The sequence below is a fragment of the Bacillus sp. AMCV2 genome, from assembly GCF_056033925.1.
This window is the reverse complement of sequence record NZ_JBVYIB010000002.1, coordinates 2,660,394-2,682,546: the sequence shown is the minus strand read 5'-3', so window position 1 is coordinate 2,682,546 and position 22,153 is coordinate 2,660,394. Positions and strand designations below refer to the sequence as shown.

Sequence of the window (22,153 nt, the reverse complement as noted above, 5' to 3'; positions counted from 1 at the left end):
GCCCCCTGGTATCTGGCGAGTCTTAGTCTAATAGGAGGTGCAGAGAATGTACGCAATCATTAAAACAGGCGGTAAACAAATCAAAGTTGAAGAAGGCCAAACTGTTTACATCGAAAAACTTGCTGCTGAAGCAGGTGAAACAGTTACTTTTGAAGACGTTTTGTTTGTTGGCGGAGACAACGTGAAAGTCGGCAACCCTACAGTTGAAGGCGCAACAGTAACGGCTAAAGTTGAAAAACAAGGCCGCGCGAAAAAAATCACTGTTTTCAGATACAAACCAAAGAAAAACGTTCATAAAAAACAAGGTCATCGTCAGCCTTACACTAAAGTGACGATCGAAAAAATCAACGCGTAAGCATGATTCAGGCAACAATCAGAAGGTCTCATGATAAAGGCATATTGTCTTTTGAAATGACGGGCCATGCGAATTTTGCTGAACATGGACAAGATCTTGTTTGTGCCGGAGTGACAGCCGTTGTGTTTGGAGCCGTTAACGCGGTCATTGTGCTCGCGGGCTTCGAGCCGCTTCTTGATATAGGGGAGGACGGGGGTTATTTTTATTTTGAATTCCCTGAATCTCTTGATCCAGAGGCACGCCAAAAAGCTCAGCTGCTGATTGAAGGCATGATTGTTTCGCTGGAGACAATCGAACGGGATTACAAAGACAACTTGCGTGTGACCACAAACATAATATAGGAGGTGAGCTACATGCTTAGATTAGATCTTCAGTTTTTCGCTTCTAAAAAAGGAGTAGGTTCTACAAAGAACGGACGTGACTCTGAGGCTAAACGTTTAGGTGCTAAACGTGCTGACGGTCAATTCGTAACAGGCGGTTCTATCCTTTACCGTCAACGCGGAACAAAAATTTACCCAGGTGAAAACGTGGGCCGCGGCGGAGATGACACTCTATTTGCGAAAATCGACGGAACTGTTAAATTCGAACGTTTCGGCCGTGACCGCAAAAAAGTGAGCGTATATCCTGTAGCTCAATAATGATTCAAAAAACTCCGGTCGATGATGACTGGAGTTTTTTTTGCAATATGCGGAGTAAACACCTAGAATGAAATGCAGAGTATGTGCGAGCAGACCCCGCCAAGAATGAGAATAAACATCTCAAACCCACTGGATATGTTCCCCAAGCAGTAATACATAAAATGTTCTGCCTGGCTGCAAATCAACCAAAGCCAGAAAAAAGGAACATGATATTTCTGGGAAAAACAATTGTTTTTCTAACAAAGCCTTCTCTGTTATAATTCATAATACACACTTATACAGACTCCTAAATAAGAAATTAAATGATTGGGAGTGCGAAAATGAAGGATGTTTCAAAAAATCAAGAAGAAAATATAAGCGACGACACGGCATTAACAAACGAACTGATTCATCTGCTTGGCCATTCCCGGCATGATTGGATGAATAAGCTGCAGCTGATTAAAGGAAACTTAAGCTTGCAGAAGTATGACCGCGTCTTTGAAATGATTGAAGAAATGGTTATAGACGCAAAGCACGAATCAAAGCTCTCAAACCTGAAAACACCGCATTTGGCGTTTGATTTTCTTACGTTTAATTGGAAAACCCATTATATGACGCTTGAATATGAAGTTCTCGGAGAAATTAAGGATTTGTCGGCTTATGATCAAAAGCTGGCGAAACTGATGAGAAAGCTGTTTCATCTGTTTGATCAAGCAGTCAGCAGAGAGAGTGAAAATCATTTAACGGTTTCGCTTCAAACAGATCATCCTGACAGACAGCTGATTCTGTACCTTGATTTTCACGGCGCCTTTGCCGATCCATCTGCTTTTAATGATATTCGGCAGAATGGATATGAGGACATTGATATCATGCGTTTTGAAATCACGAGTCACGAATGTCTGATTGAAATTGGGTTGGACTAGCGGAGTTTTTAACGGTTTAGAACGGAGGACATTATGTTTGTAGATCAGGTCAAAGTATATGTAAAAGGCGGCGACGGCGGCAACGGTATGGTTGCGTTTCGCCGTGAAAAATATGTGCCGAAAGGCGGCCCTGCCGGCGGTGACGGAGGAAAGGGAGGAGACGTCGTTTTTGAAGTAGATGAAGGTCTCCGCACCCTGATGGATTTTAGATACAAAAAACACTTTAAAGCGATTCGCGGCGAGCATGGCATGTCCAAAAACCAGCACGGACGAAATGCTGATGATATGGTCATTAAAGTTCCGCCGGGCACCGTTGTGACAGACGATGATACGAAACAGGTCATCGCTGATTTAACAGAGCACGGACAGCGGGCTGTCATTGCAAGAGGCGGAAGAGGCGGAAGAGGAAATAGCCGCTTTGCTACACCGGCTAATCCCGCGCCTCAGCTTTCAGAAAACGGCGAGCCGGGAAAAGAACGCTACATTGTTCTTGAATTAAAAGTGCTTGCAGATGTCGGACTTGTCGGGTTCCCGAGTGTGGGAAAATCGACTTTGCTGTCTGTTGTCTCATCTGCAAAACCGAAAATTGCGGACTATCACTTTACAACGCTTGTCCCGAATCTCGGCATGGTTGAAACGGATGACGGACGCAGCTTTGTCATGGCTGATTTGCCAGGACTGATTGAAGGCGCACACCAAGGCGTCGGACTGGGCCACCAGTTTTTGCGCCATATTGAACGGACGAGGGTTATTGTTCACGTCATTGACATGTCGGGCTTAGAGGGCCGCGATCCGTATGAGGATTATCTTACGATTAACCAGGAGCTGAGCGAGTACAATCTGCGTCTCACTGAGCGTCCGCAAATTATCGTTGCAAATAAAATGGACATGCCGGAGGCTGCGGAAAATCTCGAAGCCTTTAAAGAAAAGCTGACGGATGATTATCCGGTATTCCCGATCAGTGCGGTGACAAGAGAAGGTCTGCGTGAGCTTCTGTTTGAGGTTGCCAATCAGCTTGAGAACACACCGGAATTCCCGCTGTATGACGAGGAAGAGCTTACACAAAACCGTGTCATGTACACGATGGAAAATGAAGAAGTGCCATTTAACATTACACGCGATCCAGACGGTGTATTTGTGCTTTCAGGAGACAGCCTTGAGCGGTTATTCAAGATGACTGATTTCTCACGTGATGAATCGGTTAAACGGTTTGCAAGACAGATGCGCGGAATGGGTGTTGATGAAGCACTCAGAGAACGCGGAGCCAAGGATGGAGATATAATCAGGCTTCTGGAATTTGAATTTGAATTTATTGATTAATGAATGTTGGCTGAAAAGAGAGCCTGGTGTCAGGCTCTCTATTTTAAAGGGGGGATGCAAATGAAAGAGGAGACATTTTATCTTGTCCGTGAAGATGTATTGCCCGATGCAATGAGAAAAACATTGGAAGTCAAAAAGCTGCTTGATCGAAAAAAAGCAGATTCAGTAGCAGATGCCGTTCAAAAGGTCGATTTAAGCAGAAGTGCGTTTTATAAATACAGGGATGCTGTTTTTCCATTCTACACCATGGTAAAAGAACAAATTATCACACTTTTCTTTCATTTAGAGGATAGGTCAGGTGCGTTATCTCAGCTTCTTCAGGCGGTAGCTGATTCTGGAAGCAACGTTCTTTCCATTCACCAGACCATTCCGCTTCAAGGCAGAGCAAATGTGACACTGTCTATCAGTACGTCGGCAATGGAAGAAGACATTCATACATTAATGAATAAGCTCAGGAAGTTTGATTTTGTAGAAAAGGTTGAAATATTAGGTTCAGGTGCATAAGGGAGAGAAAATCGTCATGAAAGTCGGTTATTTAGGTCCAGTAGCTACATTTACACATCTAGCAGTCAGTTCTTGTTTTCAAAACGGCGCTGAACATGTTGCTTACCGCACCATTCCGGAGTGTATAGATGCAGCCGTTGCAGGCGAAGTTGATTTTGCTTTTGTTCCTTTGGAAAATGCATTAGAAGGATCTGTTAATCTAACAATAGACTATTTAATACATGAACAGCCCTTGCCAATCGTGGGTGAAATGACGTTGCCGATTCATCAGCACTTGCTCGTCCATCCCTCTAGAGAGAATGCATGGAAAGAGCTCGACAAAATTTACTCGCATTCACACGCGATTGCGCAATGCCATAAATTTCTCCATCGACATTTTCCTTCCGTTCCATATGAATACGCCAATTCTACCGGGGCGGCAGCAAAGTTTGTCAGTGACCATCCCGAGCTGAATATCGGGGTCATTGCCAATGATATGGCAGCTTCTACATACGAATTAAAAATCGTGAAACGGGATATACAGGATTATAGGGACAATCATACAAGATTTGTTATTCTATCTCCTGATGAAAACATATCTTTTGAAGTGAATTCAAAATTGAGCTCTAGGCCCAAAACGACCTTAATGGTCATGCTGCCGCAAGATGATCAGTCCGGGGCGCTGCATAGAGTGCTGTCTGCATTTTCTTGGAGAAATTTAAACCTGTCAAAAATTGAGTCACGTCCGACTAAAACCGGATTAGGCCATTATTTCTTTATTATTGATATTGAGAAATCGTTTGATGATGTATTGATTCCAGGGGCCATGCAGGAGCTTGAAGCGCTCGGCTGCAAAGTGAGGCTTCTGGGTGCATACCAGTCTTACCAATTATAAAAAAAGCCCACTAGAGGGCTTTTTTTAGTCTTTAATTAAAATGCCGGCTTCTTCAAGTGCTTGGCAGGCTTGATCGATGCGATGTTCATCAGGTGCTGTCAGTGTATGCAGGTGCACGCCGTCGGTCAGCTGTGATAAGTAGGCAGCATTCGTAGAATTGATTTTTTTGATGAAATGGCTAACTTCCTTCCGGGTGCCTACTTGGATGGCTGCAGTTAAATCTCCGTATACGGGATGCTCGATTTTTACGTCTATTACTGTAACGCCTTCGTCGACGATGAGCTGCAGTTCCTCTTCTGTCCGTTCAGGACCGTGCATACATGCTATGATTCTTTCTGCCTGCTGGTGCTGCTGAGCGGCTGCATCCATGTATACATATCCTTGGCTTGTGGCGATAATCGGTACATTTTTCGCTTTCAAGAGGGATATATCCTGTACAATAACCTGTCTTGAAACGTTCGCTTTTTTTGCGAGTTCTCCTCCTGTCAGCGGTGATTTAGATTCCTTCAGCCACAGAAGAAGCTGGTCACGCCTGTTGGCGCCCATTAGCTTTAATTCTTCGGTCAATATCAAATTCTCCTTTCTTTTGTTCCCAAAGCACTGTAAACGTATGTAATAACTGTTCCAGCTGTTCAGCTGTTGTATGCCTGCCAAAAGAGATGCGGATAAATTGCAGAGCTTCTTGTTCGGTTTTTCTTAATGCTTTCATTGTTTCAGACGGACCGTGGTAACCTGCAGAACAAGCGCTGCCGGTTGAAATGCAAATATTACTCCGATTACATTCTAACATAACATATTGTCCTTCAAATGAGTGAAAAAAACACCCTATAATATGCGGAAGACATTCTGCTTGCGAAGTGTCTGCCGCAAGGGTTACAGGGAGAGACCGAATACGGATTTGGTCTAGAAAGTATGTTCTTAATGCCTCATTGCGGGATATCTGTTTTTCCATTTCGCTTACGATCAATTCTGCAGCGGCAGTGAAGGCACCGATCCCGGGAACATTTACGGTGCCGGCTCTGAATCCGTATTCGTGAGTAGTCAGAGGATAAACGGGTTTCCAAGGGACATCCGGTCGGATATAGACCGCCCCTACTCCTTTAGGACCGTGGATTTTATGGCTGGACATTGAGAGTGCATCTACTCCCAGATTTTTTGTATTGATCGGGATCTTTCCAAACGTTTGAACAGCGTCGCAATGAAGAAGAATCCCCTTATTATGCAGGTATGAAGACAGGCGTTGAATGGGCTGAATGATCCCGGTTTCAGAATTTGCATGCTGAATAGATACAAGGCCTGTTTCCGGCCGGATATGGGCTAGTAATATTTCCTCGGTAATAAGCCCGTATTCATTCGGTTCAATGACTGTTACATCATATCCCTGCTGTTCCAAAAAAGCAGCACAATTATGAATGGACTGATGCTCCATGGCAGTCGTAATAAAATGTCTTTTCGTTTTTGGCAGACCGTTTAGCAATGATTGAATGGCCAGAAAGTTGGATTCAGTGCCGCCGCTTGTAAAATAGATGCCGCTTGCTTCTCCGCCAATGATGTTGGCGATTTTTTTACGGCAGTACTCCAGTATGTGCTTTGCTTTTCCTCCTGCATCATGCAGGCTGCTGGCATTTCCGTACACATCCATACTAAGCTTCTGATATACGGTAAGGGCTTCCTCACAAATAGGCGTTGTCGCTGCATAATCTAAATAAATCATCCGGTCTTCCTCCATCCGTTCTCCATAAAAAACTCTTGAGTTTATTTTATCCTTGTGTAAATATAGGTGTCAAGACAGGTGTAAATAACAGGAGGATGGCATATGTCTAAAAAGACGATTGCAGTCATCGGTTCAGGGGCGGCGGCACTTTCCTTAGCTGCAGCTTTCCCGCCATCATACGAAGTGACTGTTATCACAAAAAAAAGCGTCAAAAACAGCAATTCTGTCTATGCACAAGGCGGGATTGCTGCGGCCTATGCAAAAGATGACTCGATTGAAGCCCATCTGGAGGATACGTTATACGCAGGGTGCGGCCATAATAATCTAGCTATTGCAGCAGACGTTTTACATGATGGAAAAATGATGGTTCAAAGCCTATTGGAGCGTGGATTTCCATTCGACCGCAATGAACGAGGCGGTGTTTGTCTTGGAAGAGAAGCGGCCCACTCATACAACCGCATATTTCATGCAGGCGGAGACGCAACAGGCAGGCTGCTTATCGATTATTTGCTCAAAGGGATCAACAGCAAAATCAAGTTAATCGAGAATGAAATGGCAGCAGATTTGCTTATAGAGGACGGACGATGTATCGGCGTCATGACAAAAGACAGCAAAGGGCGGCTCAAGGTAAGGCACGCAGACGAAGTTGTGCTGGCTGCCGGCGGCTGTGGAAACCTGTTTCTTCACCATACGAATGATCCTACTGTCACAGGTGACGGTCTTTCTCTGGCTTTCCGGGCCGGGGCGGAATTAACGGATTTGGAGTTTACTCAATTTCACCCGACACTGCTTGTGAAAAATGGTGTTTCCTACGGGCTTGTTTCAGAAGCTGTCAGAGGGGAAGGCGGATGTTTAGTAGACGAAAACGGCCGCAGGATTATGGCTGAACGGCATCCCTTAGGTGACCTGGCTCCAAGAGATATTGTCTCACGGGTTATTCACGAAGAAATGGCAAAAGGAAATCGCGTTTATATAGACTTCAGTGCGATTTCTGATTTTGAGACACGTTTCCCTACCATCACCGCCATTTGTGAAAAAGCAGGGGTTGATATTCACAGCGGAAAAATTCCTGTTGCTCCGGGAATGCATTTCTTAATGGGAGGTGTTTCAGTTAATCGCTGGGGAGAAACGACAGTGCCGGGGCTTTATGCGATTGGCGAGACAGCATGTTCCGGTTTACATGGAGCAAACAGGCTTGCAAGCAATTCTTTATTGGAAGCGCTGGTATTTGGAAAAAGGGCAGCAGAGCATATTATCCAAAAACCGGTTTATAACAGGCAATATCAATCAAGGCTAGAAACCAGTGTCGTCTACGAGGTGCCGGATATAGAGATGCATGAACTGCAAAGCAAAATGACAAGCCACATGTCTATTCTGCGGGAACAAAGCAGTTTGATTGAGCTTAGCATCTGGCTTCATATGCTGCCTTTTCAGGAAGTAAATGTGAAGGATATCACAATTCGGCAGATGGAGCTTTCTCATCTATGGCAAACTGCAAAGCTGATGACGTTTTCTGCGCTTTTGCGGGAGGAAAGCAGAGGGGCTCACTTCCGCACCGATTTTCCTCATGCTGAGGTGAGCTGGCAAGGAAGACAAATTGTCCATACAAAAAAAGGAACGAAGATCAGAAAAAACGGGGGGATTTGGAACAATGAATCATTTACAGCTGAAAAAATTACTGAATCACTTTTTTCTTGAGGATATTGGGACAGGGGATCTTACATCGCAGTCTATTTTTGGAGTACAGAGCTGTGAAGCGGAGATTGTTGCAAAGTCAGAGGGTATCTTTGCAGGAGCAGCGATCATAAAAGAAGGCTTTTCGTTATTGGACGAAAGTGTTCGAACCATATTACGCAAATCAGATGGGGACATGTTGCATAAAGGTGAAGTGATTGCCGAGTTACAAGGTCCCGCAGCTGCGCTCCTTTCAGGAGAGCGGGTCGTATTAAATCTTATTCAGAGACTGTCAGGAATTGCGACAATGACAAGAGAGGCTGTTCGTTGTCTGGATGATGAACAGATTAAAATTTGTGACACGAGAAAAACAACACCGGGGCTCAGAATGCTGGAGAAATATGCTGTCAGAGCCGGCGGCGGGTATAATCATCGATTCGGTTTGTATGACGGCATCATGATTAAAGATAATCATATCGCAGCATGCGGTTCTATTTTAGAGGCGTGCAAAAAAGCCCGTCAGGCCGCAGGGCACATGGTAAATATCGAGGTGGAAATTGAAACGGAGGAACAGCTGCGGGAAGCAATTGCAGCTGGCGCGGATGTTATTATGTTTGACAACTGTCCGCCTGATACGGTCCGTCATTTTGCAAAGCTCACACCGGATCATATAAAAACTGAAGCCTCCGGCGGGATTACGTTAGAATCTTTGCCTGCTTTTAAAGGGACGGGTGTGAATTATATTTCATTAGGATTTCTGACTCATTCCGTCAAAAGTTTAGATATCAGCATGGATGTTACGTTATCAAATGAATCTGTGGAGGAATGCCGTTATGTCAATTCTTGATGTGATCAAACAATCGAATGATATGATGCCCGAAAGTTATAAAGAACTATCGAGAAAGGATATGGAAACGCGCGTTGCCGCCATTAAGAAAAAGTTCGGCAGCAGGCTCTTTATACCAGGCCATCATTATCAAAAGGATGAAGTGATACAATTTGCTGACCAAACAGGCGACTCCCTGCAATTGGCCCAAGTAGCGGAAAAAAACAAAGAAGCGGATTATATCGTATTTTGCGGCGTTCACTTTATGGCAGAAACCGCCGATATGCTGACAAGCGAGCAGCAAACGGTCGTCCTGCCAGATATGAGAGCTGGATGTTCTATGGCTGACATGGCTGACATGCAGCAGACCAATAGGGCATGGAAGAAGCTTCAGCATATATTTGGAGATACGATCATACCTTTAACTTATGTGAACTCCACTGCGGAGATCAAGGCATTCGTCGGAAAGCATGGCGGAGCAACTGTGACTTCTTCGAATGCGAAAAAAGTGCTTGAATGGGCGTTTACACAGAAAAAAAGAATTTTATTTTTGCCTGATCAGCATTTAGGGAGAAATACGGCTTATGATCTGGGCATTGCGCTTGAAGATATGGCTGTGTGGGACCCGATGAAAGATGAATTAGTAGCTGAATCCGGGCATACGAATGTGAAAGTGATTTTGTGGAAAGGGCATTGCTCTGTTCACGAGAAATTCACCACTAAAAATATCCATGATATGAGAGAGCGAGACCCCGACATTCAGATCATTGTGCACCCGGAATGCTCACACGAAGTCGTGACACTAAGCGATGATAACGGATCAACGAAATATATTATCGACACAATCAACCAGGCTCCGGCGGGAAGCAAGTGGGCAATCGGGACAGAAATGAATCTTGTTCAGCGGATCATTCACGAGCATACAGATAAACAAATTGAATCACTCAACCCTGACATGTGCCCTTGCCTGACAATGAACCGAATTGATTTGCCGCATTTGTTGTGGTCGTTGGAACAAATTGAAAAAGGAGAACCTTCAGGCGTCATCAAGGTGCCAAAAGCCATTCAGGAAGATGCACTCCTTGCCCTGAATCGAATGCTTTCGATCACGTAGATCAGAAATATTTTCCCTTCCTGTACTCATAACTTCTTTTGTTCAGTCATATGTTGTGAAGAAACATATTGTAATCACAGCTGAACTGTTCACGTTTTGCATAGGAGGGGAAAACGTTGAAAATCCATATCGTTCAAAAAGGCGATTCGCTCTGGAAAATAGCTGAAAAGTACGGAGTCGATGTTGAGGAAGTGAAAAAACTCAATACACAGCTTAGCAATCCAGACTTAATCATGCCTGGAATGAAAATAAAAGTGCCGTCAGAAGGAGTCCCGGTCAGAAAAGAGCCAAAAGCGGGCAAAAGTCCTGCGGCCGGGAGTGTGAAGCAAGAACATCCGTATGCGAAAGAGAAGCCTAAATCCGTTGTCGATGTAGAAGACACAAAGCCGAAAGAAAAGAAGTCCATGCCGTATGTCCCGCCGATGCCTAATTTGCAGGAAAATGTGTACCCTGAAGCTGATGTGAACGATTATTATGATATGAAACAGCTTTTCCAGCCTTGGTCGCCTCCTAAACCGGAGGAGCCGAAAAAACATCATGACGGAAATATGGATCATATGTATCATATGCAAGACCAATTTCCACAACAGGAGGCTATGAGTAATATGGAAAATGCAAATTATCCGAATATGCCTAATATGCCAAAGGCGCCAGAGGTAGGCGGTGTAGAAGAAGAAAACGTTCATCACACAGTTCCGAATATGCCGGCTGTTCAGCCTTATTATCATTATCCGGCTCATTTCGTACCGTGTCCGGTGCCTGTTTCGCCAATTCTTCCAGGATCAGGGTTATGCTATCCGTACTATCCGGCACAAGCTTATCCAATGCATCCGATGCATGGATACCAGCCAGGCTTTGTATCGCCTCAGTATGACCCGGGTTATGAAAACCAGCATCATGAAAACAGCCATCATGGACATTACGGTTCATACGGTGCGCCGCAATACGCATCTCCGGCTTATGGATCTCCGTATGGACATATGCCGTATGGCCCTTATTACGGCACTCCCCAAGTAATGGGAGCATACCAGCCTGCTGCGGCTCATGGTTACATGCCATACAAAGATCATGACGACTGCGGCTGTGACGGTGATCATCAGCCATATTTCTCTGCGCCTGGCCATTCGGGAATGGGAGCTTATGGAAGCCCTAATATGCCATATGGCACAGCTAACCCAAATCCAAACCCATATTCGGCAGGAGTTTCTATGCCAATGACGAACCAGCCTTCTGTAAACCAAATGTTTGGCCGGCCAGAAGAAGAAAATGAGTGATCGTTCGGAACGATGTAAATCGTTCCTTTTTTTGTTTTCAAACAGATCACTGCCAAATGGAGAGAACTGACACGCTTAACATGCCCCCCATACGCACATGATAAAAGCGAGCAAACATGCTCAATTCGTCCACGGGGGGTTTTTCCATTGGGTAAAAAAATGACGATCGCTAGCCTGATTCTAATGACAGCCGGCTTAACAGCATGCGGAGCAAACGATAATGCTATGAATGATACGCGCAATAACGGCAATACCCGTCCAATCGGATATTATACAAATGAAAATGACGCCGATAGACAGGGAGACGGAATCGACCACGATGGTCCTGTTTCTGAATTAATGGAGGATCAGAACGACGGTAATCGAAACACCACGAATGTAAATAACCGTGACCGTGTTACCGCTGACGATCGTGTTCCTTTGGCAACTGACGGAACATATAACAACACGAATAACCGAAACATGAATCGGAATGCAGCGAACAACGGGTATGACAACCAAGAAAACAGAAGACTGGCTGCAAAAATTGCCAACCGTGTGAAACAAGTGAAAAACGTCAATGACACACAAGTTATGGTTTCGGATGACCGAGTAGTTATCGCAGTCAAAAGCCACAGAGAGTTCACAAAGTCTGACAGAGATAATGTCGTAAAAGCAGCGCGCAACTATGCAAATGGCCGTGACGTCCAAGTATCAACAGATAAAGGGCTGTTCAGAAAACTTCATAAAATGAACAACCGCTAGGAAGGAAGGGCTGCCGGAAATGATATTCGGCAGCCTTTTTCTTTGCATCAGCGAACAATTCCCATTAAAGTGTACATAGAAAATGTAAAAGAAGGTGAAAACATGGCAGGCCATTCCAAGTGGAAAAACATTCAAAAAAGAAAAAATGCACAGGATGCAAAGCGCGGGAAAATATTTATGAAGCTGGCAAAAGAAATCTATGTGGCAGCGAAAGAAGGCGGAGCGGATCCAGAAGCAAATTCAGCATTGCGTCTTGTCATCGAAAAAGCAAAAGGCGCCAATATGCCGAATGAAAATATAGATCGGGCCATTAAAAAAGCTGCGGGAGGCCAAGACGGAAGCAGCTATGAAGAAATCACCTATGAAGGCTACGGCCCTTCAGGGATTGCCGTCATGGTTGAATGCGTAACAGATAATAAAAACCGAACGGCGTCAAATGTGCGGACAGCCTTTAATAAAAATGGCGGAAGTCTGGGAGAAAGCGGATGTGTAGCCTTTTTATTTGAACGAAAGGGGTTCATTACGATAGACCGTACTGAACGGCAAATAGAAGAAGATGAGCTCATGCTTGATGTGCTTGAAGCAGGAGGAGAAGAGCTGCGAATTGAAGAAGACCTATATGAGGTTTTCACAGAGCCTGAGCATTTTGAAGAGGTGAAAACAGCCCTCGAATCGAAATATCTAATTTCTTCGGCGGAGGTGACCATGCTTCCCAATACCTATGCAGAAGCCGATGATCAGGCTGTTGAGAAGCTGGAAACATTAATAGACGTCCTTGAAGATGACGATGATGTTCAAGAAGTGTATACAAACTATCGTTCATAAAAAACCGGCACGATTTCATATCGGGCCGGTTTAAGTATGTTCAGGAGACACGTTCACTTTCATGAGTGTATTCTTTCTCCCAGAAATCAGCGTTTTTGATACCCAGCGCTTTTGGATCAAAGACCGGGTCTAAGCCCTGCTTCTTTTGGCGCTCATAATCCTTTAAAGCAAGAAGCGCCGGCTTGGCAAGCAGCACAATGGCAATGACGTTCAGCCATACCATAATGCCAAGCCCTGCATCCCCTAATGCCCAAGCAAGTGAAGCTGTTTTCACAGTACCATAGAACGTGGCGGCTAAAATAATCAGTTTTAAGCCAAGCATTGCCCATTTGCTTTCTCTGCCTCGTGCTAAATAGGCGATATTTGTTTCTGCGATGTAGTAATACGCCATAATTGTTGTAAAAGCGAAGAAGAATAAAGCGATGGCAACAAAGCCTGCACCGAATCCGGGAAGAACACTGTCAATTGCCGCTTGTGTGAAACCAGGTCCTGCTTCTACGCCTTTAAGCTGGTGAACGATAAAGGAACCATCTGCAGCCTGGGTATTGTACATGCCGGTAAACAAGATCATGAAAGCTGTAGCGGAACATACAAACAAGGTGTCAATATAAACAGAAAATGCCTGAACCAGTCCCTGCTTGACCGGATGAGAAACCTCTGCAGCAGCTGCCGGATGCGGGCCTGTTCCCTGGCCGGCTTCGTTTGAGTAAATGCCACGTTTAACGCCCCAGGAAATCGCCATGCCGATCAAGCCGCCAAAAGCGGAATCCAATGCAAAAGCACTTTTGAATATTAATGAGATCACAGCGGGCAATTCAGACACATTCATGACAATAATAATCAAAGACAGCAGGATATATCCAATGGCCATAAATGGAACAATCATTTGCGCCGCATTGGCAATTCGTTTGACGCCGCCAAAAATAATAAACCCTAATAATAAAACCAGACCACACCCTGTGACGAAAGGAGAGATGCCGAATGCATTTTGGATCCCAGCCGCAATGGAGTTGGACTGTACGCCCGGCATTAGAAAGGCCATTGCAATAAGGGCAGCAGCGGCAAATAAGACGGCAAACCACTTAATGCCTAAGCCTTTTTCTATATAATAAGCAGGACCGCCCCGATATTGACCGTCTTGTTTCACTTTGTAAATTTGAGCAAGCGTTGATTCTACAAAGGCACTCGCCGCCCCGATAAAGGCAATCGCCCACATCCAGAACACTGCACCGGGTCCGCCGAATGCAATTGCTGTCGCCACTCCCGCGATGTTTCCTGTGCCCACACGGCCGGACAGCGCAATCGATAACGCTTGGAAAGATGAAACGCCGGCTTCAGAGCTCTTGCCTTTGAACATCTGAACAATCATTTCTTTTAAATGTCGGACTTGTAAAAAACGGGTCATAATTGAAAAGGCGAATCCAATTCCCAATAAAATATAAATGACGGGCGTACTCCATAAGACCGCATTCAAACTAGCAACAAAATCTGCCATCAAGCTTCCCCCTCACTTCAAATTCGAATACATGTATAAAAAGGATTTTGGTCTAATCGAACTATTTCTACAATCGATTTGTCACATTATATGACCTGCAATTATCAATAAGAAGAGGAAGGGAAAAAGAAAAAACGCGGCGTATCGACTACGCTGCGTTTTTCTACAGAGGCAAACTTATGGCAATTGTTATAAAATCCTTCAGCAACAAATAGCCTAGTTCAGTCAAAACGTATATAAAGGATAAAGCAATCACAAAATGATTGAAATGCTTTTCATCATTTGTTCCGTTCATCTTATTCATGTTTCATCACCTTACTGACGACTGCGGCGGTTCTTCACGGATCCAATGATCATCTTTTCGCCAATCATACGTTTCATCAGTATCAAGATGTAAAGTCTGATTGCCGATTTTCACTGTATTGTGATTGATCCACGTCACTGCTGGGCGGCTGTCCGGGTAATTCCAGTAGATTGTTCTCTTGACAAGTGTTTTTTCATTTACAAGTTCACCTCTGGCTGCATCTAAGCTCAAGGTGTTTTCGGATACATAAGTGTTTAACGTATAGCTGCCGTCCGGCGATTCAACCGATTGGACGAGATTGCCTTTCGGAACGTTTTTTAGTGAAAATAACATCCAATAGATGGCGCCGCCGAAGAAGACCAGCAGGGCAAACATAATAAGCGGGATGTTGCTGCATGTCTTAATGTGACTCTCTCCCTTTTTTTCTCTCATTTTACTATATATCGGATTCATATGATCTTTACATTTCTTTAAAATTACCTCAATAAAGCAATGATAAGATGAAATAAAGCCAGTAAAGGGTGGGGGGAGACAGAAATGGAAAAAACGTATTGTCATTCCGGCGAGAAGGACCCAGAAGCGGTCTACTTAACTGTGAGAGGCTATCGAATTAAGCTGTCGCCTGAACAAATGAAACTGATTTCTGCCGTCAGAAAGTAAAAAATACATGATAAAGGCAGCCGCTTGTGCGGCTGCCTTTTTGATTTAAGAATATTTTCTTTTCCGCTGTGCAAAATGCTTTTGAAACCAAACTTTCTTATATAAAAATGCGATGATCTCCAGCCAAAAACCCGGAATCTTTTTGGGGAATATCGGTTTTTTGTAGAGTGCATGATATGCGGATTTTAAGTCGTCCCACTGCGTGCATGTTTTTGTCTGCTCAAATCTCGCAACATCAATCACCCGCACCGCCCCGGTTTCTGTCAATATCAGATTCCGCAAATGAATATCTGACGGGTTCAGTCCGGCTGCCCGGGCGTCAGAAAGCGCTTCTTCAACCTGCTGAATCATGTCATCACTGATTGCAATGCCTTTCTTCAGACAGTTATAAAAGGTTTCACCTTTAATATATTCCATGAGAATAAATGAATCGCCAGTTTCGTAAATGTCAGGATAGAATGCGGACCCGGCTAATTTTTCATAGATCGCTGCTTCTTTGACTGCTGTCGCTTGATATTCCGGAAAAAATACTTTCAGCGCCATTTTTCGACCGCCTTCTGTTAAGGCAAACACATAGGCGCTTCTTCCCTTGCCGATTAGTGTTAATTCCTCGGATTTCTCTTTGACTTTATCAAATCTGCTGTTCTTGCGGTATATGACGGAATGGGCCAGTGCCTCTGCTTTTGTCAGCATTTCATTCACCTTCTTTGCTCTATTTTATGCAGCTGTTTATAGGAAAATCATAAACTGTTCAGGAAAAAGAGCCTAATTCTAGTGTATCTGGTCTTGAAGAAGAAGGCTACTTATAAGCATGAATTGTGATAAAAGAGACATAGAACGTTTAATTTCCATTCTTGAAAAGCGCTTACAAATGGGATAGTATTAATTTTAAATAAAGCGCTTTCGTGAATGATCAAGGGGGAAGAAGCCATGACAAAACAGATTGTGACAGGGATTATCGGTGCAGGCCGCATCGGCAAACTTCATGTTCAAAATATAAGCCGGATTCCTCACATGAAAATAAAAGCAGTCTCTGACATTCAGGCAAGCCGTATAAAAAGCTGGGCCGACAGTCATCAGATTGAATACATAACCTCTGATTATCGTGATTTATTACATGATCCTGATATTGATGCTATTTTGATTTGTTCTCCTACAGCCGTACATGCACAGATGATCAAAGAAGCAGCCGAGGCGAAAAAGCATATATTTTGTGAGAAGCCCGTTAGTTTCTCTCTGGACGAAACGAGTGAAGCGCTTGCGGCTGTCTGGAAACACGGGGTAACACTTCAAGTCGGATTTAACCGCCGCTTTGATCCTCATTTTAAGAAAATCAAAACGATTGTTGAAAATGGTGAAATCGGCACACCTCATTTATTAAAAATCACGTCCCGGGACCCAGAACCCCCGAATATAGATTATGTCCGTACGTCAGGCGGATTGTTTATGGATATGTCGATCCATGATTTTGATATGGCCAGATATATTATGGGAAGCGAAGTGACGGAAGTGTATGCCAAAGGGGCGGCTTTGGTGAATCCTTCTTTTGCGGAGCTGGGTGATATTGATACAGCTGTTATTACACTGACCTTTGAAAACGGTGCCATGGCTGTGATTGATAACAGCCGCCAAGCTGTGTACGGATATGACCAGCGGGTTGAGGTTTTCGGGACGAAAGGCTCTGCAGCGGCTGACAATAGCAGGCCGACGACGGTTGAGGTGTCAACAGCTGATTTTGTGATGAAGGATAAACCGCATTTCTTTTTCCTTGAACGCTATAAGGATGCATATGAGGAGGAGATTCTCCGTTTTGCAGAAGCGATCGGCACAAACCAGGAGACTCCCTGCACCGGTAATGACGGTTTACAGGCCGGAAGGATCGCCAGAGCAGCACAGCAATCGCTTGCTTTTGGCATGCCTGTCAGCATTGAGCACACTGAAAAAATCGCTTTTTAATCTAACAGGATTACAATTCAGCAAGCTTGGGTATATACTCCATTGATACTTTAAGTAGGCGGTGGAGAAAATGAATACAGTACATGCTAAAGGAAATGTTTTGAACAAAATCGGAATTCCTTCTCACATGGTTTGGGGTTATATTGGCGTTGTCATCTTTATGGTTGGAGATGGCCTCGAACAAGGCTGGCTGTCTCCTTTTCTCGTTGATCATGGTCTCAGTATGCAGCAATCCGCATCGTTATTTACCATGTACGGCATTGCTGTCACCATCTCAGCTTGGCTTTCAGGAACGTTTGTCCAAACTTGGGGGCCGAGAAAAACGATGACTGTCGGATTGCTTGCATTTATCCTCGGTTCGGCCGCTTTTATCGGCTGGGCGATTCCTCATATGTATTATCCAGCTCTCTTGGGCAGCTATGCTCTTAGAGGCTTGGGATATCCGCTGTTTGCATACTCTTTTCTCGTATGGGTATCATACAGCACCTCTCAAAATATTCTCGGAAAAGCCGTCGGCTGGTTTTGGTTTATGTTTACGTGCGGCCTTAACGTGCTCGGCCCGTTCTATTCCAGCTATGCAGTTCCGGCCTTTGGAGAAATCAATACGCTTTGGAGCGCTTTACTGTTTGTGGCGGCAGGCGGAATTCTTGCCTTATTTTTTAACAAAGATAAATTTATTCCGATACAAAAACAAGATCAGCCGAAATGGAAAGAATTGTCGAAGGCATTTACAATTATGTTTGAAAACCCTAAGGTAGGCATCGGCGGAGTGGTCAAGACGATTAATGCGATAGGACAATTTGGATTTGCCATCTTTCTTCCTACTTATTTAGCACGATACGGGTATTCGGTTTCGGAATGGCTGCAAATATGGGGGACGCTGTTTTTTGTGAATATTGTGTTTAATATCATTTTCGGTGCAGTCGGAGATAAACTTGGCTGGCGCAATACGGTCATGTGGTTTGGCGGTGTCGGATGCGGTATTTTTACGCTGGCGCTGTATTACACGCCTCAGCTGATCGGGCATCAGTATTGGGTGCTCATGATTATCGCCTGCTGCTATGGCGCGGCTTTAGCAGGCTACGTTCCATTAAGCGCGCTTTTGCCGACGCTTGCACCTGATAATAAAGGTGCTGCCATGTCAGTGTTGAATTTGGGATCTGGTTTATGTGCGTTTATCGCGCCGGGCATCGTGAGTCTTTTCATTGGGCCGCTCGGTGCAGGCGGCGTGATTTGGATCTTTGCGGCATTGTATTTTTTCAGTGCCTTTCTGACGCGATTCTTGACAATTTCTGAGCAAAGCACAGATGTGTATACGGAGGAACGGTTTGTCAGTGAAAATGTGCAGACAAATTTTGATAAAACGGTTAAGCAGTAGCCTCTTTGGTCAAACTAATCATAAACGTGTGCAAAGAGGTGTAGAGGGTGAAACGATTCAGCACGGCGTATCTTTTGCTGGGCATTCTTTGCTCAGCGGCAGTATTTTTAATAGGAGCTCCTTCCCGCGCACTTGGCGCGGAAGTGGAGCACTATGAGCCGCTGCAGGTGCATGTGCAGCTTGAAAAGGTGTATTTGGACGGCGATGTCAGCATTGAGCATAAGCATGAAAAAGTGTTTTCTATGGATGATTTTTGGGCAGCTTATGCCGGATGGACGCTTGTGGAACAAAAAAAGGGATATGTGCTCTTCCGGAAGCAAATGGACGATATTTCTCCGCTCAGCAAGGTCAACGGGTATATCGGTGTATCGGATAATGGAGTGATTTCCACTTTTCATGGGCGGCCTGAGCCAGCTTCCGAACCAATTCAGTCTTTTTTTCAAATTGATTTAGAAAGGCTGGAAAGCCATATGCAAAAAAATCTGCTGAAAGGCATTCCATTTCGGACAAAAGCGGAGTTTGAGGATGTCATCGAACATATGAAGACATACAGCGGGTAGCGTCCGCTGATTGAAGACATGTATTCATGTCTTTTTTTTCGTGAAAGAATGAGAGAGAAGCGAACATATGTTAACTTTTCTATAAGACTTTGGCTGTTTTTATGGTACAATGAAGAACAGTCAAAGAGGTGAATTTGCGTGATTGAATTTGTTAAAGGGACGATTGATTATGTATCTCCCCAATATATTGTCATAGAGAACGGCGGCATCGGCTATCAGATTTTCACGCCGAATCCGTTTATATATAAGGAGAGAAGCCAAGAAACGATTTTTACATACCATCATATCAGAGAGGATGCTTTTTCGCTTTACGGTTTTTCAACAAGAGAGGAGAAGGCGCTCTTTACAAAGCTGTTAAACGTGACCGGAATTGGCCCGAAAGGAGCACTTGCCATCTTGGGCTCGGGTGATCCCGGAGCGGTCATCCAAGCAATTGAAAATGAGGATGAAGCTTTTTTGGTCAAGTTTCCTGGAGTAGGAAAGAAAACCGCACGCCAGATTATTCTAGATTTAAAAGGAAAGCTAGCAGATGTTGTGCCTGAAATGATTGAAAATCTGTTTAATCATGAAGAAAGGCTTGAAAAGCAAACAGCGGAAACGGCTCTTGAAGAAGCACTTGAAGCCCTCAGGGTTCTCGGATATGCTGAAAAAGAAATCAAAAAGGTGCTTCCTCACCTTAAAGAAGAAATTGGGCTGACAACAGACCAATATGTGAAAAAAGCATTACAAAAACTATTAAAGTAAGGTGATGTTCATGGATGAACGGCTCGTCTCAAGTGAAGCAGACAACCATGAATCAGTGATAGAGCAAAGCCTGAGGCCGCAAAATCTGGCACAGTATATCGGGCAGCATAAGGTAAAAGAAAATTTGCGCGTGTTTATAGATGCGGCGAAAATGAGACAGGAGACGCTGGATCATGTTCTTCTGTACGGGCCGCCCGGACTCGGAAAAACAACGCTTGCTTCGATTGTTGCTAATGAAATGGGAGTGGAATTGCGGACGACATCAGGGCCTGCGATTGAAAGGCCTGGTGATTTGGCTGCTATATTAACGGCGCTGGAACCGGGAGATGTATTATTTATTGATGAAATACATAGGCTGCACAGATCGATCGAAGAGGTGCTTTATCCTGCAATGGAAGACTTTTGCCTGGACATTGTGATTGGCAAAGGCCCATCTGCCCGCTCGGTCCGGCTCGACCTTCCGCCTTTTACGCTGGTGGGAGCCACGACGAGGGTGGGGCTTTTGACGGCTCCTTTAAGAGACAGATTCGGCGTCATGTCTCGCCTTGAGTACTATACACAAGAAGAACTGGCGGATATTGTCACAAGAACCGCTGATGTATTCGAGGTTGAGATTGATAAACCGTCGGCTCTTGAAATTGCAAGAAGATCGAGAGGGACGCCCCGCGTGGCGAACCGCCTGCTGAGAAGGGTGCGCGATTTCGCCCAAGTGCTGGGTGACAGCAGGATTACGGAAGACATTTCTCAGAATGCGCTGGAGCGGCTTCAGGTTGACCGCCTCGGTTTGGATCATATTGATCATAAGCTGCTGATGGGCATGATCGAAAAATTCAACGGCGGCCCAGTAGGCCTTGATACGATTTCAGCTACCATCGGCGAGGAATCGCATACGATTGAAGACGTATATGAACCATATCTGCTGCAAATTGGATTTATACAAAGAACGCCGCGTGGAAGGATCGTGACACCGGCCGTTTATCATCATTTCCAAATGGAGGCTCCCCGATATGACTGAATTTCCTAAGATCATTATGATTCTTGGTGCTGTTTTGCTTATTATCGGAGCAGTTTTGCATTTTGTCGGCAAGATGCCGGGAGATATTTTTGTAAAAAAAGGAAATGTCACGTTTTTCTTCCCGGTTGTCACTTGTATTATTATAAGTGTGGTATTATCAATTTTGCTCAATCTTTTTGGCAGAATGAAATAACAAAAGACTAGAATAAAGGTGAAATCATCATGAAAGTCGATTTATTTGATTTTGAACTACCAGAACGTTTAATTGCACAAGTACCGTTGGAGCAGCGTGATGCTTCAAGGCTGATGGTGCTCGATAAACATACAGGAGAGCTTACTGACAGCTCGTTTAAACACATTATCAGCTTCTTTAACGAAGGCGATTGTCTAGTCCTGAACAATACCCGGGTGCTGCCTGCGCGGTTATTCGGCACAAAAGAGGATACCGGCGCGAAAGTGGAACTTCTTTTGCTGAAACAGGAAACCGGTGATAAATGGGAAACACTTGCCAAACCGGCGAAACGGGTGAAAAAAGGAACTGTTGTCACATTTGGAGACGGAAGATTGAAGGCAATCTGCACGGAAGAGCTTGAGCACGGCGGCAGAAAGATGGAATTTCAATATGACGGTATTTTCTACGAGGTGCTTGAATCCCTTGGAGAGATGCCGCTCCCTCCATATATCAAAGAACAGCTTGATGACAAAGAGCGCTACCAGACAGTGTATTCAAAAGAAATCGGCTCTGCTGCTGCGCCTACAGCTGGCCTTCACTTCACGGAAGAAATCTTACAGCAGCTGAAAGACAAAGGCGTGCAAATTGAGTTCATCACACTCCACGTAGGCCTTGGAACGTTTCGCCCTGTGAGTGCCGATGAAGTGGAAGAGCATAATATGCATGCAGAGTTTTATCAAATGTCAGAAGAAACGGCTGCAGCCTTAAACAAAGTAAGAGAAAATGGCGGCAGAATCATTTCTGTCGGCACGACCTCGACACGCACGCTTGAGACGATTGCCGGGGAACATGACGGGCAATTTAAAGCATCAAGCGGCTGGACATCTATTTTTATTTATCCGGGCTATGAATTTAAAGCCATTGACGGAATGATTACAAACTTCCATTTGCCGAAATCGTCATTGATTATGCTGGTAAGCGCGCTTGCTGGAAGAGAAAACATTCTGCGTGCCTATAACCATGCAGTGGAAGAGGAATACCGTTTCTTCAGCTTCGGAGACGCGATGCTGATTATATAATTTGAGAACAGGAGGCCTCATCAAAA

The 22,153-nt window shown here is 44.6% G+C and carries 28 protein-coding genes and 1 other annotated feature (1 of these 29 running past the window's edge); of the genes, 21 read left to right on the top strand and 7 right to left on the bottom strand.

Annotated elements, in window-relative coordinates:
- Window positions 1–33 (top strand) — a sequence feature (ribosomal protein L21 leader region) (it extends 43 nt beyond the left edge of the window).
- Between the two features lie 13 nt (window positions 34–46).
- The 3 genes from rplU to rpmA are packed head-to-tail and all read left to right on the top strand — an operon-like array spanning window position 47 to window position 993.
- On the top strand, window positions 47–355 hold the full coding sequence (rplU, locus tag AC0OMA_RS13995) for a 50S ribosomal protein L21 (protein ID WP_003229668.1): 309 nt from the start codon (window positions 47–49) through the stop codon (window positions 353–355).
- Window positions 356–357: 2 nt separating this feature from the next.
- Window positions 358–696, top strand: a complete 339-nt coding sequence (locus AC0OMA_RS13990) for a ribosomal-processing cysteine protease Prp (RefSeq protein ID WP_003229669.1) — start codon at window positions 358–360, stop codon at window positions 694–696.
- Between the two features lie 12 nt (window positions 697–708).
- Window positions 709–993 (top strand): 50S ribosomal protein L27, encoded by a 285-nt coding sequence (rpmA, locus tag AC0OMA_RS13985; protein ID WP_003222623.1) that lies wholly within the window; start codon window positions 709–711, stop codon window positions 991–993.
- Between the two features lie 120 nt (window positions 994–1,113).
- Here rpmA and AC0OMA_RS13980 read toward each other — a convergent pair whose 3' ends face one another.
- Complete coding sequence (locus tag AC0OMA_RS13980) at window positions 1,114–1,236, bottom strand: hypothetical protein (protein ID WP_003229671.1); 123 nt, start codon at window positions 1,234–1,236, stop codon at window positions 1,114–1,116.
- 77 nt (window positions 1,237–1,313) lie between these two features.
- Between AC0OMA_RS13980 and spo0B the strand changes: the two genes are divergently transcribed.
- The 4 genes from spo0B to pheA are packed head-to-tail and all read left to right on the top strand — an operon-like array spanning window position 1,314 to window position 4,593.
- Window positions 1,314–1,895 carry a sporulation initiation phosphotransferase Sop0B gene (spo0B, locus tag AC0OMA_RS13975; protein ID WP_015483521.1) on the top strand — a complete coding sequence of 194 codons (582 nt, stop codon included), beginning with the start codon at window positions 1,314–1,316 and terminating at the stop codon, window positions 1,893–1,895.
- Between the two features lie 33 nt (window positions 1,896–1,928).
- Window positions 1,929–3,215 (top strand): GTPase ObgE, encoded by a 1,287-nt coding sequence (gene obgE / locus AC0OMA_RS13970; RefSeq protein ID WP_003229675.1) that lies wholly within the window; start codon window positions 1,929–1,931, stop codon window positions 3,213–3,215.
- 60 nt (window positions 3,216–3,275) lie between these two features.
- Window positions 3,276–3,719 carry a transcriptional regulator ThrR gene (gene thrR, locus AC0OMA_RS13965; RefSeq protein WP_003222630.1) on the top strand — a complete coding sequence of 148 codons (444 nt, stop codon included), beginning with the start codon at window positions 3,276–3,278 and terminating at the stop codon, window positions 3,717–3,719.
- Window positions 3,720–3,735: 16 nt separating this feature from the next.
- Entirely contained in the window at window positions 3,736–4,593 is an 858-nt protein-coding gene (gene pheA / locus AC0OMA_RS13960; RefSeq protein WP_047182971.1) for a prephenate dehydratase, read from the top strand.
- Between the two features lie 24 nt (window positions 4,594–4,617).
- Here the strand turns inward: pheA and AC0OMA_RS13955 are convergent, their stop codons facing one another.
- Window positions 4,618–5,160 carry a transcription repressor NadR gene (locus AC0OMA_RS13955; protein ID WP_181219990.1) on the bottom strand — a complete coding sequence of 181 codons (543 nt, stop codon included), beginning with the start codon at window positions 5,158–5,160 and terminating at the stop codon, window positions 4,618–4,620.
- The gene (gene nifS / locus AC0OMA_RS13950) at window positions 5,120–6,307 is read right to left on the bottom strand and encodes a cysteine desulfurase NifS (protein WP_063335536.1); all 1,188 of its coding nucleotides are present in this window, start codon (window positions 6,305–6,307) and stop codon (window positions 5,120–5,122) included. The genes AC0OMA_RS13955 and nifS overlap by 41 nt, the downstream gene beginning before the upstream one ends.
- A 102-nt stretch (window positions 6,308–6,409) precedes the next feature.
- Between nifS and nadB the strand changes: the two genes are divergently transcribed.
- The 6 genes from nadB to AC0OMA_RS13920 all read left to right on the top strand — a co-directional run bounded on the left by nadB (window position 6,410) and on the right by AC0OMA_RS13920 (window position 12,764).
- The gene (gene nadB, locus AC0OMA_RS13945; RefSeq protein WP_474222186.1) at window positions 6,410–8,005 is read left to right on the top strand and encodes an L-aspartate oxidase; all 1,596 of its coding nucleotides are present in this window, start codon (window positions 6,410–6,412) and stop codon (window positions 8,003–8,005) included.
- Window positions 7,959–8,828, top strand: a complete 870-nt coding sequence (gene nadC / locus AC0OMA_RS13940; RefSeq protein ID WP_100506495.1) for a carboxylating nicotinate-nucleotide diphosphorylase — start codon at window positions 7,959–7,961, stop codon at window positions 8,826–8,828. Before nadB ends, nadC begins: the two co-directional genes overlap by 47 nt.
- Complete coding sequence (gene nadA, locus AC0OMA_RS13935) at window positions 8,815–9,921, top strand: quinolinate synthase NadA (protein ID WP_015384262.1); 1,107 nt, start codon at window positions 8,815–8,817, stop codon at window positions 9,919–9,921. Before nadC ends, nadA begins: the two co-directional genes overlap by 14 nt.
- Window positions 9,922–10,037: 116 nt before the next feature.
- Window positions 10,038–11,195, top strand: coding sequence for a spore coat assembly protein SafA (safA, locus tag AC0OMA_RS13930; protein WP_015384261.1), 1,158 nt, complete (start codon window positions 10,038–10,040; stop codon window positions 11,193–11,195).
- 147 nt (window positions 11,196–11,342) lie between these two features.
- Window positions 11,343–11,939, top strand: a complete 597-nt coding sequence (gene sgpA, locus AC0OMA_RS13925; RefSeq protein ID WP_003245996.1) for a spore germination protein SgpA — start codon at window positions 11,343–11,345, stop codon at window positions 11,937–11,939.
- A 102-nt stretch (window positions 11,940–12,041) separates the two neighbouring features.
- A complete protein-coding gene (locus AC0OMA_RS13920) occupies window positions 12,042–12,764 on the top strand; it encodes a YebC/PmpR family DNA-binding transcriptional regulator (RefSeq protein ID WP_004398802.1) in 723 nt (240 codons plus the stop codon).
- A 40-nt stretch (window positions 12,765–12,804) separates the two neighbouring features.
- On the opposite strand, the gene AC0OMA_RS13915 is transcribed toward AC0OMA_RS13920, so the two are convergent.
- The 3 genes from AC0OMA_RS13915 to AC0OMA_RS13905 form a co-directional block, all read right to left on the bottom strand.
- The gene (locus AC0OMA_RS13915; RefSeq protein ID WP_021480230.1) at window positions 12,805–14,259 is read right to left on the bottom strand and encodes an alanine/glycine:cation symporter family protein; all 1,455 of its coding nucleotides are present in this window, start codon (window positions 14,257–14,259) and stop codon (window positions 12,805–12,807) included.
- Window positions 14,260–14,422: 163 nt separating this feature from the next.
- The gene (locus tag AC0OMA_RS13910; protein WP_474222185.1) at window positions 14,423–14,563 is read right to left on the bottom strand and encodes a hypothetical protein; all 141 of its coding nucleotides are present in this window, start codon (window positions 14,561–14,563) and stop codon (window positions 14,423–14,425) included.
- A 6-nt stretch (window positions 14,564–14,569) separates the two neighbouring features.
- Window positions 14,570–14,938, bottom strand: a complete 369-nt coding sequence (locus AC0OMA_RS13905) for a DUF5412 family protein (protein WP_474222439.1) — start codon at window positions 14,936–14,938, stop codon at window positions 14,570–14,572.
- A gap of 162 nt (window positions 14,939–15,100) precedes the next feature.
- Here AC0OMA_RS13905 and AC0OMA_RS13900 point away from each other — a divergent pair, with 162 nt between their 5' ends.
- Window positions 15,101–15,223 carry a hypothetical protein gene (locus AC0OMA_RS13900; RefSeq protein ID WP_003229707.1) on the top strand — a complete coding sequence of 41 codons (123 nt, stop codon included), beginning with the start codon at window positions 15,101–15,103 and terminating at the stop codon, window positions 15,221–15,223.
- 45 nt (window positions 15,224–15,268) lie between these two features.
- Here AC0OMA_RS13900 and AC0OMA_RS13895 read toward each other — a convergent pair whose 3' ends face one another.
- Window positions 15,269–15,916 carry a phosphotransferase gene (locus AC0OMA_RS13895; RefSeq protein WP_047182966.1) on the bottom strand — a complete coding sequence of 216 codons (648 nt, stop codon included), beginning with the start codon at window positions 15,914–15,916 and terminating at the stop codon, window positions 15,269–15,271.
- A gap of 237 nt (window positions 15,917–16,153) precedes the next feature.
- On the opposite strand from AC0OMA_RS13895, the gene iolG reads away from it, so the two are divergent.
- The 7 genes from iolG to queA all read left to right on the top strand — a co-directional run bounded on the left by iolG (window position 16,154) and on the right by queA (window position 22,127).
- Window positions 16,154–17,179: an inositol 2-dehydrogenase gene (iolG, locus tag AC0OMA_RS13890; RefSeq protein WP_474222183.1), complete on the top strand. Its 1,026-nt coding sequence runs from the start codon at window positions 16,154–16,156 to the stop codon at window positions 17,177–17,179.
- A gap of 70 nt (window positions 17,180–17,249) precedes the next feature.
- Window positions 17,250–18,557, top strand: coding sequence for an RbtT/DalT/CsbX family MFS transporter (locus AC0OMA_RS13885; protein ID WP_474222182.1), 1,308 nt, complete (start codon window positions 17,250–17,252; stop codon window positions 18,555–18,557).
- Window positions 18,558–18,604: 47 nt separating this feature from the next.
- Window positions 18,605–19,117, top strand: coding sequence for a sporulation cell-cell signaling protein BofC (gene bofC, locus AC0OMA_RS13880; RefSeq protein WP_003229715.1), 513 nt, complete (start codon window positions 18,605–18,607; stop codon window positions 19,115–19,117).
- A gap of 138 nt (window positions 19,118–19,255) precedes the next feature.
- Window positions 19,256–19,861, top strand: a complete 606-nt coding sequence (gene ruvA, locus AC0OMA_RS13875; protein WP_003229717.1) for a Holliday junction branch migration protein RuvA — start codon at window positions 19,256–19,258, stop codon at window positions 19,859–19,861.
- A gap of 10 nt (window positions 19,862–19,871) precedes the next feature.
- Window positions 19,872–20,876 carry a Holliday junction branch migration DNA helicase RuvB gene (gene ruvB, locus AC0OMA_RS13870; RefSeq protein WP_003229718.1) on the top strand — a complete coding sequence of 335 codons (1,005 nt, stop codon included), beginning with the start codon at window positions 19,872–19,874 and terminating at the stop codon, window positions 20,874–20,876.
- A complete protein-coding gene (locus AC0OMA_RS13865; RefSeq protein ID WP_003222669.1) occupies window positions 20,869–21,069 on the top strand; it encodes a DUF2905 domain-containing protein in 201 nt (66 codons plus the stop codon). Before ruvB ends, AC0OMA_RS13865 begins: the two co-directional genes overlap by 8 nt.
- 29 nt (window positions 21,070–21,098) lie before the next feature.
- On the top strand, window positions 21,099–22,127 hold the full coding sequence (queA, locus tag AC0OMA_RS13860; RefSeq protein WP_003229723.1) for a tRNA preQ1(34) S-adenosylmethionine ribosyltransferase-isomerase QueA: 1,029 nt from the start codon (window positions 21,099–21,101) through the stop codon (window positions 22,125–22,127).
- The last annotated feature ends 26 nt before the right edge of the window (window positions 22,128–22,153 follow it).